Origin of the sequence: Micromonospora sp. DT68 (assembly GCF_049847245.1) — a bacterium.
In the GTDB taxonomy this organism is placed as follows: Bacteria; Actinomycetota; Actinomycetes; order Mycobacteriales; family Micromonosporaceae; genus Micromonospora; species Micromonospora profundi.
In genome coordinates this window covers 404,725-417,826 of the sequence record NZ_JBNCNZ010000003.1, presented here as the reverse complement: position 1 = coordinate 417,826, position 13,102 = coordinate 404,725, and the positions used below count along the sequence as shown (strand labels likewise).

General features: G+C 72.2%; 11 protein-coding genes. All 11 read left to right on the top strand.

Features of this window, described 5'->3' with window-relative positions:
- Positions 1–147 precede the first annotated feature (147 nt).
- Positions 148–1,719 (top strand): sugar transferase, encoded by a 1,572-nt coding sequence (locus ACPXB1_RS08145; protein WP_355588417.1) that lies wholly within the window; start codon positions 148–150, stop codon positions 1,717–1,719.
- A 38-nt stretch (positions 1,720–1,757) separates the two neighbouring features.
- On the top strand, positions 1,758–2,984 hold the full coding sequence (locus ACPXB1_RS08140; RefSeq protein ID WP_355628436.1) for a sensor histidine kinase: 1,227 nt from the start codon (positions 1,758–1,760) through the stop codon (positions 2,982–2,984).
- A complete protein-coding gene (locus ACPXB1_RS08135) occupies positions 2,981–3,739 on the top strand; it encodes a LytR/AlgR family response regulator transcription factor (RefSeq protein WP_355587240.1) in 759 nt (252 codons plus the stop codon). The genes ACPXB1_RS08140 and ACPXB1_RS08135 overlap by 4 nt, the downstream gene beginning before the upstream one ends.
- A gap of 65 nt (positions 3,740–3,804) precedes the next feature.
- Positions 3,805–4,467, top strand: a complete 663-nt coding sequence (locus ACPXB1_RS08130; RefSeq protein ID WP_355587241.1) for a DUF5701 family protein — start codon at positions 3,805–3,807, stop codon at positions 4,465–4,467.
- Positions 4,468–4,589: 122 nt separating this feature from the next.
- On the top strand, positions 4,590–5,267 hold the full coding sequence (locus tag ACPXB1_RS08125; RefSeq protein ID WP_355587244.1) for a response regulator transcription factor: 678 nt from the start codon (positions 4,590–4,592) through the stop codon (positions 5,265–5,267).
- Complete coding sequence (locus ACPXB1_RS08120; RefSeq protein ID WP_355588419.1) at positions 5,267–6,346, top strand: sensor histidine kinase; 1,080 nt, start codon at positions 5,267–5,269, stop codon at positions 6,344–6,346. Before ACPXB1_RS08125 ends, ACPXB1_RS08120 begins: the two co-directional genes overlap by 1 nt.
- Positions 6,343–8,463 (top strand): DUF4153 domain-containing protein, encoded by a 2,121-nt coding sequence (locus ACPXB1_RS08115; protein ID WP_355587246.1) that lies wholly within the window; start codon positions 6,343–6,345, stop codon positions 8,461–8,463. Before ACPXB1_RS08120 ends, ACPXB1_RS08115 begins: the two co-directional genes overlap by 4 nt.
- A gap of 37 nt (positions 8,464–8,500) precedes the next feature.
- Positions 8,501–8,914 (top strand): hypothetical protein, encoded by a 414-nt coding sequence (locus ACPXB1_RS08110; RefSeq protein ID WP_355587247.1) that lies wholly within the window; start codon positions 8,501–8,503, stop codon positions 8,912–8,914.
- Positions 8,915–10,555, top strand: a complete 1,641-nt coding sequence (locus tag ACPXB1_RS08105; RefSeq protein ID WP_355587250.1) for a cation acetate symporter — start codon at positions 8,915–8,917, stop codon at positions 10,553–10,555.
- Between the two features lie 89 nt (positions 10,556–10,644).
- Entirely contained in the window at positions 10,645–11,409 is a 765-nt protein-coding gene (locus ACPXB1_RS08100; RefSeq protein ID WP_355587253.1) for an ABC transporter ATP-binding protein, read from the top strand.
- Complete coding sequence (locus ACPXB1_RS08095; RefSeq protein ID WP_355587256.1) at positions 11,394–13,097, top strand: ABC transporter permease; 1,704 nt, start codon at positions 11,394–11,396, stop codon at positions 13,095–13,097. Before ACPXB1_RS08100 ends, ACPXB1_RS08095 begins: the two co-directional genes overlap by 16 nt.
- Positions 13,098–13,102: the final 5 nt, after the last annotated feature.

The following is a 13,102-nucleotide window of genomic DNA, read 5'->3' as shown; positions in this document are numbered from 1 at the left end:
TGGTGCGGAGCCGGCCAGATCCCACCGTCACCATCGGTCGCCAATCTCTTTCGGGGCGGCGACCGGTCGGAGTCCGCGTGGGAGACTGGGACGGTGGGCGACCCGGGCCCTCACGGCGAGTGAGCGGCACGTGTCATGCGGGAGGACATGGGTGAGGTGACGACAAGCCTCCAGCGCCCGGTAACCAACGAAGGCCGGAGCAGACTCGTGCGGCACGTCGACAGCTTCGAGATCCAGCCGCCGACGCCGCCGTCACACAACGGCGTCCCTCGGTCGGCGTGGACCAGGGCGCGCCGTCGTGTCTCTCGTTGGCACCGCCCCTACATCGCGATCCTGCTGCTGCTGGACTTCGGCTCGGCGGCGTTCGCCAGTTGGATCGCGATCCAACTGTTCGACCAGGCCGCCTCCGGTTTTTCCGGCACCCACCAGGATCCGACCTGGTTCCACACCGTCTCCTACCTGCTGCTGCCGCTGGGCTGGGTGGTCATCCTCTGGAGCAACCGGGCCTATGACCGGCGCTATCTGGGGCTCGGGCCGGACGAGTTCAAACGGGTCATCCGAGCCGCCGTCACCGTCGCGGCCAGCGTCTCCTTCCTGGCCTTCGCCACCAAGACCGCGCTGTCGCGGTGGACGGTCGGCACGGCGCTGCTCGGGGCGCTCCTGCTGATCCTGTGGGGCCGTTTCGTGGCCCGCTGGGCGCTGCACAACATCCGTCGGCGGGCCGGTCAGGCCGCCCACCGGATGGTGCTGGTCGGCACCCTGCCGGAGTGCCTGGAGGTGTACGCGGCTGTCACCCGCAGCCCGGCCGCCGGGCTGGTGCCGGTCGCAATCCACATCACCGACGGGTACGCGGCGGCGCGCGGGATGCCCACGCCGGTGCCTGTGCACGCCGGGCGCGACGTCCTGGCCCTGGTCCGGGAGGTCGGCGGGGACACCATCGCGGTCTGCGGGTCGGCAAGTGCCGAGCCGGGCGAGTTGCGCCGGCTGGCCTGGCAGTTGGAGGGCTCCGGCGTCGACCTGGTGGTCGCCCCGCAGTTGACCGACATCGCCGGCCCCCGCGTGCACATCAGGCCCATCGAGGGCCTGCCGCTGCTGCACGTCGAGGAGCCGACCCTGTCCGGGCCGGCGCTGCTGGCCAAGAACCTCATGGACCGGGTTGCCGCCGGCCTCGGCCTGCTACTGCTGGTCCCGCTCTTCGTCGCCATCGCCGTGGCGATCCGGATCTCCGACCCCGGGCCGGTCTTCTTCCGCCAGCCCCGGGTGGGGCACGAGGGGCGCACGTTCCGGGTGTGGAAGTTCCGGACCATGTACGTCGACGCCGAGGACCGCCTGGCCAGCCTGACCGACCAGAACGAGACCGACGGCATGCTGTTCAAGATGAAGGAGGATCCCCGGGTCTTCCCGGTGGGTCGCTTCCTGCGGGCGTCCTCGCTCGACGAACTGCCGCAGTTGATCAACGTGCTCTGGGGCGAGATGTCGCTTGTCGGGCCCCGTCCGCTGCCAGCCGACGACGGCGACTTCCTCGGCGACGTACGGCGCCGGTTGCTGGTCCGTCCCGGCATGACCGGCCTGTGGCAGGTCTCCGGTCGCTCCGACCTGTCCTGGGACGAGGCTGTCCGGCTCGACCTCTACTACGTCGACAACTGGTCGCTGGCGTACGACCTGAGCATCCTCTGGCGCACCGTCGGGGTGGTGCTCGCCCGCAAGGGCGCGTACTAGGGCTTGGCCTGTCGGGCCGGAGGGGCCAGGATCGCTGCGTGGGTGGCAACCTCTCCGCCGTCGTCGGCGTCGTCTCACTGGTCACCGCGCTCACCGCTGCCCTGCTGGCGGTGTTGCGGCTGCGCGCCCGACGCGGCATCGCCACAGCCACCCAGCGGGCGACCTACGAGGTGCTGCACACCGCCGGGTTGGCCGCCGAGCCGCTGCGGGCGGGGCTGAGCGCGGCCGGCGCGGCGAAGGCCGTACGCCATCTGCGGGCCCTGGTGGGGGCGGCCGGGCTGGCTCTCACCGACGCCGAGCAGGTGCTCGCCCTCGACGGGCGTGGCACGCACCACGGCGAGCAACTGCTCGCGGCGGCCCAGCGGTCGGTGGCCACGGGGCGTTCGACGGTGCTCGGGGAGGCCGACCTGCGGTGCGACCGGGTCGACTGCCCGATCCGGGGGGCGGTGGTGGCGCCGCTGCACGGGCCGGACGGCCGGGTGGTCGGTGCGCTGCTGGCGATCTCCGACAGCCCACCGGCGCCCGGGTTGGTGCAGGCCACCCTGGAGACCGCCCACTGGGCTGGTAACCAGCTCGCGCTTGCCGAGCTGGACTCCTCGCGGGAGCGGCTGGCGCGGGCCGAGATCCGTGCCCTGCGGGCGCAGATCAGCCCGCACTTCATCTACAACGCGCTTACGGCTATCGGCTCGTTCGTCCGTACCGACCCCGAGCGAGCGCGGGAGCTGATCCTTGAGTTCGCGGAGTTCACCAGGTACTCGTTCCGGGCGCACGGGGAGTTCACCACCCTCGCCGAGGAGTTGCGGTCGATCGACAGGTATCTGACGATCGAGCGGGCGCGCTTCGGCGACCGGTTGCAGGTGCGGTTGCAGATCGCCCCGGAGGTGCTGCCGGTGACGCTGCCGTTCCTCTGCCTCCAGCCGTTGGTGGAGAACGCGGTTCGCCACGGGTTGTCCCGTAAGCCGGGCACGGGCATGGTGAGCATCGAGGCCCGGGACGCGGGCGCCGAGTGCCACATAACCGTGGAGGACGACGGGGTGGGAATGGATCCGACCGCGCTGACCGCCGGCATCGCCGAGCTGGCCCGCGCCACCGCCGACCCGGGCGACGACACGGGCCAGCACGTCGGCCTCTCCAACGTCGACGAGCGGCTGCGGTCGGTCTTCGGGGACCGCTTCGGCCTGGTCGTCGAGACGGGACTGGGGTCGGGCACGAAGGTGAGCATGCGGGTGCCGAAGTTCCATCCAGGTGTACGGGCCGGCTCGTGACCTCTGGGTTCCTGCGGGTCCTGGCGGTGGACGACGAGCCGCCTGCGCTCGACGAGTTGGCGTACCACCTGCGGGCCGACCCTCGGGTGGCCCGGCTGCACACCGCCGGGGACGCCACCGAGGCGCTGCGGTTGCTCCGCGACGGTGACGTCGACGTGGTCTTCCTGGACATCCGGATGCCCGGTCTGGACGGCATGGAGCTGGCACGGGTGCTGCGTCGGTTCGCCCGGCCACCGGCGATCGTGTTCGTCACCGCGTACGACGACGGCGCTGTGGACGCGTTCGACCTGGGTGCCACCGACTACGTCCGCAAGCCGGTACGCGCCGAGCGGCTGGCCGAGTCCCTGCGCCGGGTGATCGGCTCACGGGTGGTGCCGTCGCATCCGGCGGCGCTTGCCCGCGCCGAGGAGGATCCGACGATCCCCATCGAGCTGGCCGGCACCACCCGCATGCTGCCCCGGTCGGCGGTGCGCTGGGTGGAGGCGCAGGGGGACTACGCCCGGCTGCACACAGCGGAGGGGTCACACCTGGTGCGGGTGTCGCTTGCCACGCTCGCGGAGCGGTGGGCCGATGCGGGCTTCGTACGCGTCCACCGGTCGTACCTCGTGCAGTTGAAGTTGATCGCCGAGCTGCGCCTTGTCAACTCCGGTTACGTGGTGGTTGTCGACTCCACCGAGCTGCCGGTGAGCCGGCGGCACACCCGGGAGCTGAAGGACAAGCTGGTCAGGGCGGCCAAGCAGGACTGGAGTCGCTGATTCGGGAATGACAGAACCCATCCCGTACGTTGTACGCTAGGTCGTACGACTTCCGGGAGGCTGCCGTGACCGAGACTCTGTTCGACGTCGAAACCGAATTCGACCGCCAACTCGACCGGCTCGTGGAGCTGGGCTACCCGGCCCTGGCCGGGCTGCCGGAGAGCGCCTTCCGCGACCTGGTCGCCCCGCTGCGGGCCCAGGCCGTCAAGGGCGCCCAGGGCCTGCCGGCGCCCACCGACGCCCGGGTGCCGTTCCTGCTTGTCATCACCAGGGACCTGATCGCTGTGGAGGCCCGCCTCGAACTCACCACGGTTGTCGGCAAGCGCAAGCCCGGCTTCGTCGACCACAACTACGCGGAGGACGACCTGCCGCGCTTCAACCCGATCAAGGAACTGGAGGTGCCGGCCGGGCCGGCGTACCTGCTCTTCGACGTCGACCGGGGCGAGGAGTTCCGCAACCTCGCGCCGGCCGCGGCGCTGGACGGGATGACCGCACAGGGCCGGCTGCCGCTCACGATCGATGAGGGGCTCGCCTTCATCACGCTGCACCCGGCGGCGCTGGCAAGCAACAAGTGCTTCTCGCTTGTCGGCTCCCGCTGCGGCGACAAGCGGGTGCCTGCGCTGTGGATCAGTCAGGGCGCGCCGAAGTTGGGCTGGTGCTGGTACGGCAACCCGCACACCTGGCTCGGCTCCGCCTCGGCTCGTCCGGAGCGCGTCGGCCTGGACTGACCTGCGGTTGGGCCGGCCGATCGGCTCACCCCTGGAGTTATCCACAGGGGTGAGCCGTTCTCCACAGGTTATTCACAACGCGACCCACTGATCTCCACGGCGGCTCCCTACAGTCAGAGCCCATGAAGGAACGCCGCGTCCTGGTGGTCGAGGACGAACGCACCATCGCCGAGTCGGTCGCCGCCCGACTCCGCGCCGAAGGTTTCCTGGTGGAGATCGCCGGGGACGGCCCCAGCGCTGTCGAGCGGTTCCGGGCCGGACAGCCCGACCTCGTCGTACTCGACGTGATGCTGCCCGGCTTCGACGGCCTGGAGGTGTGCAGGCGGATCCAGGCCGTCCGGCCGGTGCCGGTGCTGATGCTCACCGCCCGCGACGACGAGACCGACCTGTTGGTCGGGCTCGCGGTCGGCGCTGACGACTACCTCACCAAGCCGTTCTCGATGCGCGAGTTGGCCGCCCGGGTGCACGTGCTGCTGCGCCGTGTGGAACGGGCCGCCGCCCCCGCCCCACCGGCCATCCGCCTCGGCGACATCGAGATCAACGAAGCCGAGCGGCGGGTACGCCGGTCCGGCGCGGACGTCCACCTGACGCCCACCGAGTTCGACCTCCTTGTGCATCTCGCGGGACGACCGCGCACGGTCCTTCCCCGGGAACGACTGCTCGCCGAGGTCTGGGGATGGGCCGACGGCAGCGGCACCCGCACCGTTGACAGCCACGTCAAGGCGTTGCGCCGCAAGCTCGGCGCCGACCTGATCCGAACCGTCCACGGCGTCGGGTACGCCCTGGAGGTGCCCGCGTGATCAGCCGGCTGGATCGGGTGCATGACTGGCTGGATCGGGTGCTCCCCCGCCCGCTGGATCCGGTCCGCTCGATCAAGATGAAGCTCGGCGTCCTGCTTGTCGCCTCCTGGGCCGTGGCCATCGGCTACTTCTGGTACGGCATCGGCTGGCTCCCACCGGGCACGTCGATCACTGTCATCTGCATCGCGCTTGTCACCTCCCAGGTGCTCGCCCACGGGATGACCTCGCCGCTGCGCGAGATGACAGCCGCCGCCGGGGCGATGGCCCGGGGCGACTACACCCGACGGGTACGCGCCACGTCCCGCGACGAGGTCGGTGAGCTGGCCCAGGCGTTCAACAAGATGGCCGAGGACCTGCACGCCGCGGACCAGCGCAGACGCGAGCTGATCGCGAACGTCTCCCACGAGCTGCGTACGCCGATCACCGCGTTGCAGGGCGTTCTGGAGAACATGGTGGACGGGGTGGCCGAGCCCGAACCGGCGGCGCTGCGCGCGGCGCTGTCGCAGACCCAGCGTCTGGGCCACCTCGTGGCCGACCTGCTCGACCTGTCCCGCCTCGACGCCGGGGTGGTGCCGTTGCGCCGGGTCCGCATCGACGTGGGGGACTTCCTCGACGAGGCGGTGGAGCACGCCACCGCCAGCGCGGCCGGCGCAGGGCTGGACGTGCACTTCCGGCTCGGCGAGCTGGCGGCGCCGCTGACCGTGCACGCGGACCCGTGGCGGCTGCACCAGGTGTTCGCGAACCTGCTGGACAACGCGGCGCGGCACAGCCCGCCCGGCGGCACCGTACGGGTGAGCGCCGACGAGCACGCCGGCCAACTCCACTTCGAGGTGAGTGACGAGGGGCAGGGCATCCCGTCGGCCGAACGGTCCCGGGTGTTCGAGCGGTTCACCCGCGGCGACCGGGCGGCCGGCGGTGGGACCGGGCTGGGCCTTGCCATCGCCCGGTGGGTCGTGGAACTCCACGGCGGCCAGATCCGCGTTCTCGACCCCGCCGGAACACCCAGGGGCACCGCACCCGGCTGCCACATCCAGGTCACCATCCCGAGCAACGGATCACTTCGAGAAGAGGCCGCATGACCAGCCCCGGCAGTACGTCCGCTCCGGCGACCGGACCGGTCGGACGGCCGCCCGCCCCGGGCCAGCCCTGGTTCGGTCCCGGCCCGGCGAGCCCGCCGACAGCTGGCCAGTCCCGGCCCTGGCCCGCCCCGCCCCTCCCACCACGGCAGCCGTCGTTCGTCGACAAGCACTGGCCGGGTCCGTCCCGCGCCCCGCACCCGCTGCTCCTGACCGTGCTGGCGGTGGCGGCAGCACTCGGTGCCTCGACGCTGACGGTGGTCCGTCCCGGCCTCGGCTGGCTGGTGGCCGCGCTGGCGGCCACGGCCGCGCTCGCCGTCGCGGGCGCCGTCCGGCCGGGCACGTCGTCGCCAGCGGGAAGCACCGGACAGACCTCGCCCGGCGACGCACCCGCCGCCCGGCAAGCGCCGCCGCCCGCTGCTGCGTCCGCCCCCACCGCCGCCGGTCCCACGCCGGTGACGCCGTCGCCCGCCGCCACGTCTACCTCCGGTCCCACGCCGGCCACGGCGCCGCCCGCCGCCCCATCTGCCTCCGGTCTCCCGCCGGGGACGCCGTCGCCCGCCGCCGCCTCCACCGCCACGCCGGTCGCACCGCCGGCCGACTCGAAGCCGGCTGCGACCGCCGCGACGTCACCGGAAGCGTCGACCGCCGCACGGTCCGAACCGGAGCCCACCGAGACGGCCGCACCGACCACCGCGCCACCGCCGGCAGTCACGCCGACGCCAGCGGCGGCCACGCCGCCGGCGGCCCCGACCACCGCACGGCCCGCAGCGACCACGCCGAGTCCGTCCACGGCAGCGGCAGCCGCTCCGGCGGTAGCGACCGCCCGTCCCGATGCCACGGGGGCACCGGGGCGGGCGGCGCAGGCCGCCTGGGCCGCCGCGACGGTCGCGCTTGTCGCCGTGGGCACGGTCCGGGCCGCCGGCTGGCTGTTCGTGCTCTGCCTGCTCGCCGCCGCGGTGACCGCGACGCTCGCGGTCACCGGCGGACGGACCCCTCTCGGGATGCTTGTGGCCGCGACGCTGCCGCCCGCCGCCGCGGTACGGGCGATGCCCTGGGCGGTACGCGGATTGCACCGCACCGGCCCGGTCGGGCCCGGGATCGGCCGGATCATCACGAGCCTCGCGGTCTCGGCCGGTCTCCTGACGCTGTTCGGCCTGCTCTTCGCATCCGCGGACGCGGTCTTCGCCGACCTGGTGAGCGGCCTCCTGCCGGACATCTCGTTTGCCGGTCTGTTCAATTGGCTGATGCGGCTGGGGATTGTCGGCATGGGCCTGCTGGCCGGCGCGTACCTGGTCAACCGCCCGCCCGACCTGGCCAGCCTGCGCGCGACGCCGGGTCGGCCGGCGCACCGGCTGGAGTGGATCCTGCCGCTGGTGCTGCTCGACGCCCTGTTCACGGTGTTCGTCCTTGTGCAGTTGACTGTGTTCTTCGGCGGCGCGGGGCACGTGCTGCGCACGGCAGGGCTCACCTACGCCGAGTACGCCCGCGGCGGTTTCTGGCAACTGCTCGCCGTCACCGCCCTCACCCTGCTGGTGATCGCGGTCGCGGCCCGCCGGGCACCGAAGGCGACCCGCGCCGACCGGATTCTGGTCCGCGTGCTCCTCGGCGCGCTCACAGTGCTCAGCCTGGTCGTCGTCGCCTCGGCGCTCTATCGGATGCAGGTCTACGCCGACGCGTACGGCGCCACCCGGCTGAGGTTGTTCGTGGCGACCGTCGAGCTGTGGCTCGGGCTGCTCTTCGTCCTGGTGGCGGTGGCAGTGGCCCGACTGCGGGCGGACTGGCTGCCCCGACTGGTGATCGGCACGGCGGTGCTGGCGCTGCTCGGGCTGGCTCTGGTCAACCCGGATCGGCTGATCGCCGACCGGAACGTCGACCGTTATCTGGAGACCGGCCGCCTGGACGTCAGCTACCTGTCCGGGCTCTCCGCCGACGCCGTACCGGCTCTGGACCGGCTGCCCGAGCCGATGCGGACGTGCGCGCTGGGGCAGATCGCCGCCGAACTGCCCCAGGACGGCTTCTGGGCGACGAACCTCGGCCGGGAGGAGGCCCGGCGGGTACTCGGCCCGATGCCGGTCACCGGCAGCCTGGTGGACTGTCCCGGTCTGCGGCGCTGGTGACGCTTGACATTCGCGCCGGGCGGGCAAGACTGCCGGGGTGGCCAAGCAACTCCCCGAGGTGGGGTCGGGCGGTGCGACACCGCCGCCCCAGCGCGCCCGGATCGTGCTTGCCGAGATCACCCGGCGGGACAGCCGCGCCGAGCACACCCGCGCCGAGTTGGCCCAGCAGACCCAGGTCGGTGAGGCGCTGGTCCGTGGCCTGGTCCGGGCGCAACTCGCGCTGGCGCTGCGGCTGTCGCTTGTGGTCGTCATCGGGCTGGGCGGGCTGCCGTGGCTGTTCGCCATCGCGCCGTCGCTCGGCCGGACCACGGTGGGAGGCGTCAACCTGCCCTGGCTGCTGCTCGGCGTGGCCTCGTTCCCGTTCCTGATCGCGGTGGGCTGGGCGTACGTACGGCTGGCCGAGCGCAACGAGCAGGAGTTCACCGACCTGGTGCAGCGGCCGGAGCGCTGAGTGGGCAACGACTACGTGGTCCCGGCCATCGTCGCGGTCACCCTGGTCACGCTAGGGATCGGTTTCTACGGGCTGCGGCTGGGCCGGACCACCTCCGACTTCCTGGTCGCCTCCCGGGTGGTCAGCCCGACCTGGAACGCCGCGGCGATCGGCGGGGAGTACCTGTCGGCGGCGAGCTTCCTCGGCGTCGCCGGCCTGGTCCTCAAGTACGGCGTGGACGTCCTCTGGTACCCGGTCGGTTTCGCCGCCGGCTACCTGGCCCTGCTGCTCTTCGTGGCCGCGCCGCTGCGCCGCTCCGGCGCGTTCACGCTGCCGGACTTCTGCGAGCTGCGGCTCGGGTCACGGCGGCTGCGCATCCTGGCCACCGCTTTCGTGATCTTCATCGGGTGGCTCTACCTGGTGCCGCAGCTTCAGGGGGCGGGCCTCACGCTTGCCACGCTCGCCGGCTCCCCGTACCCGGTCGGTGCCCTGCTGGTGGCCGCAGTGGTCACCGCCAACGTGGCGCTCGGCGGGATGCGGGCCATCACCTTCGTGCAGGCGTTCCAGTACTGGCTCAAGCTGACAGCTCTGGCCGTACCGGTGATCTTCCTGGCGTTGCAGTGGCAGGCCGACGGCCGCCCGGCGGTGACGCCGCCCGACGGGCCGACGTTCCGGACCGCGACCACCGTCGTGGTCGAGCACCGCGCGACCCTCACCATGCCAGGTGGCGACATCCGCGAGGTACGCCCCGGCGACGAGCTGACCTTCGCCGCAGGTGACCCGGTGCCGCAGGTGTCCGGGGTGGCTACCGGCGCAGCGGACTGGCTGCTGCCCAGCGCTGCCGGTGACGACGACCGGGGCCTGTTCGCCACGTACTCGCTGATCCTTGCCACGTTCCTGGGCACCATGGGTCTGCCGCACGTCCTGGTGCGCTTCTACACGAACCCCGACGGTGCGGCGGCCCGCCGGACGACGCTCGTGGTGCTGGCACTTGTCGGCGTCTTCTACCTGCTGCCCACCCTGTACGGGGTGCTGGGCCGGATCTACACCCCGCAACTGCTCGTCAGTGGGCAGACCGACGCTGTCGTGGTGCTGCTACCCGGCGCCGCCCTCGGCGACGGGCTGACCGGGCGGCTGCTCGCCGCACTTGTCGCGGCGGGCGCGTTCGCAGCGTTCCTCTCCACCTCGTCCGGGCTGCTGACAAGCGTCGCCGGGGTGATCTCGACGGACGTGCTCGGTCAGGGCTCGGTACGGGGCTTCCGGCTGGCCACCGTGATCGCCGGCGCAGTGCCTGCGGTGCTGGCACTGCGCCTCTCCGGGCTGGACGTGTCCCAGGTGGTCGGGTTGGCCTTCGCGGTCGCGGCATCGAGCTTCTGCCCGCTGCTGGTGCTGGGCATCTGGTGGCGAGGGCTCACCGATCTGGGTGCCGCCGCCGGGGTCCTGGTCGGCGGGGGCGCGGCGATCAGCGCGGTGCTGGTCACAGTGCTCGGCCCACCGCTGTCCGGTTGGCCCGCCGTGCTGATCGCACAGCCGGCCGCCTGGACGGTGCCGTTGGCCTTCACCGTGATGATCGCGGTGTCGATGGCGACCCGACGACGTGCACCTGTCGACGTCGCGGCCACGATGCTCCGCCTGCACACCCCCGAAGCCCTCCGGCTGTGACGCGGGCCATCCTGGTCCGCCACGGGGATGACCTCGCGTCCGCCTGCCGCCGGACGGCAGAAGTGGTGGTCGCCCGATAACGTCGGCCCATGACTGTTGAGCACCCCGCCCTCGCGCTGCGTGGCCTCGCCAAGCGGTTCGACGGCACGGTCGCGGTGGCCGGCGTCGACCTGGACGTCCCCGCCGGCTCCTTCTATGGCCTGCTGGGCCCGAACGGCGCCGGCAAGACCACCACCCTGTCGATGGCGGTCGGCCTGCTGCGACCGGACGCGGGCTCGGCGTGGGTGCTCGGTCACGACGTGTGGCGCGATCCGGTCACCGCCAAGCGGCTGCTCGGCGTCATGCCCGACGGGGTGCGACTGTTCGACCGGCTGACCGGTGCGGAGCTGCTGGCGTACAACGGGCTGTTGCGGGGGATGGACCCGGCGGTGGTCGACAAGCGTGCGGCGGAGTTGCTGGACGTGCTGGCGCTCGGCGACGCCGGCCGGACGCTCGTGGTCGACTACTCGGCCGGCATGAAGAAGAAGATCGGCCTGGCCTGCGCGCTGCTGCACGGCCCCCGGCTGCTGGTGCTTGACGAGCCGTTCGAGGCCGTCGACCCGGTCTCGGCCGCGCTGATCCGGGACATCCTCACCCGGTACGCGGCCGGCGGCGGCACCGTCGTCTTCTCCAGTCACGTGATGGAGGTCGTCGAGCGGCTGTGCTCGCACGTGGCGATCCTCGCCCAGGGCGTCATCAAGCGGGTCGGAACGCTCGCGGACGTACGCGGCGACCGCTCGTTGGAGCAGGTATTCGTCGAGGTGGTCGGCGGGCGCACCGCTACCGGTGACGAGTTGTCGTGGCTGTCCCGGTGAGCGTCGACGCCGCAACCGCGGGTCCGGTGCGGGCGGTATCCGCACGGCACTTCGTGCGGCTCAAGCTGCGGGTGATGGGCAACAACTTCCGGGGCCAGGGCTGGCGGGTGGCCCTGTTCATCGGTGGCGCGCTGTTCGGGCTCTGGTTCGCCGCAAGCGGTTTCTTCCTGTTCGCCGCGCCGGGCATGACGGACAACGGCAGGTACGCGGTGCTGGTCGCGGCGGCCGGCGGTGGACTGCTGGTGCTGGGTTGGCTGCTGCTGCCGCTGGTCTTCTTCGGGGTCGACGAAACGCTCGACCCGGCCCGGTTCGCGTTGTTGCCGCTGCCCCGTCGCACGCTGGTCGCCGGTCTCCTGGCCGCCGCGCTGGTGAGCGTTCCGGTGCTGGCGGTGTTGATCGCGTCGTCGGGGCTGGTGCTGACCTCGTGGGCACTGGGGGGATGGTCCGCCGGTCTGGTGGCCGTGTTCGGCGTACTCGGTGGGCTGTTGCTCTGTGTGGCCGCCAGCCGGGCGGTCACCAGCGCTTTCGCGACAATGCTGCGGTCCCGCCGGGTGCGGGACCTCGCGGCAGTGCTCCTGGCGGTGACGGCGGCGCTGCTCGGCCCGTTGCAGATCTTCGGCCTCGCCGCGTTGCGGGAGGCGGACTGGACCCGGCTGACCGGCGCGGCGACTGTGCTCGGCTGGACGCCGCTCGGCGCACCCTGGACCGCCGGCATCGATGTGGCGCAGGGCCGGGTGTGGGCGGCCCCGGTCAAGTTGCTGATCACGGCGGCGGCCATCGGCGCCCTGCTGGTCTGGTGGTCGCGGTCGTTGGAGTCGGCGATGGTGGGCGCCGCGAGTTCCGGTAAGGCCCCCGCTCAGCGCACTGTCACCGGCGGTGCCGTCGCGCAACTGTTTCCCCGGGTCGCCGGCTCGTTCCGTCGGAACCGGTTCGGTGCCCTGGTCGCCCGTGAGGCCCGTTACTGGTGGCGGGATGCCCGCCGTCGCGCCAACCTGATCACGATCGCCGTGGTCGGCCTCTTCGTCCCCGTGATGATCAACCTCGGTGGCGCGAGCTTCGCGGTCGAGGGAGGAGAGGGCTTCACGATGGGTGCCGGCGACAGTTCGCCGGTGCTTGTCACCGTCTCCATGATCTTCGTGGGGGTGCTGGCCTCGGTCACGCTGGCAAACCAGTTCGGCTTCGACGGCAGCGCGTACGCCGCGAACGTGGTGGCCGGTGTGCCCGGCCGGGTCGAGTTGCGCGCCCGGATGACGGCCTTCTCGCTGTACGTCCTGCCACTGCTGGCGTTCGTCGGCGTGGTGCTGGCGGTGGTGCTGGGTCGACCGGGCTGGATCGGGTTGACCGCCGGCAGCCTGGCCGCCACCTACGGCGTCGGGCTGGCGGTGAACAGTTTCGTCTCGGTGCTGGCGGCGTACTCGCTGCCGGAGACGAGCAACCCGTTCGCGATGAACAGCGGCGCGGGCCTGACGAAGGGGCTGCTCACCTTCGTCGCCATGATCGTTACGGCGGTCGCGGCTGTGCCGATGGTGGTCGCCGCCGCGCTGCTCGGTGACGCCTGGCTGTGGCTGGCCCTCCCGCTCGGCGCCGCGTACGGGTTGGGCGGGGCGCTGCTGGGCGCGTACCTGGCCGGCGACGTGTTGGACCGGCGTCAGCCCGAGCTACTCGGAACGGTCACCCCACGCCGCTGACCCGC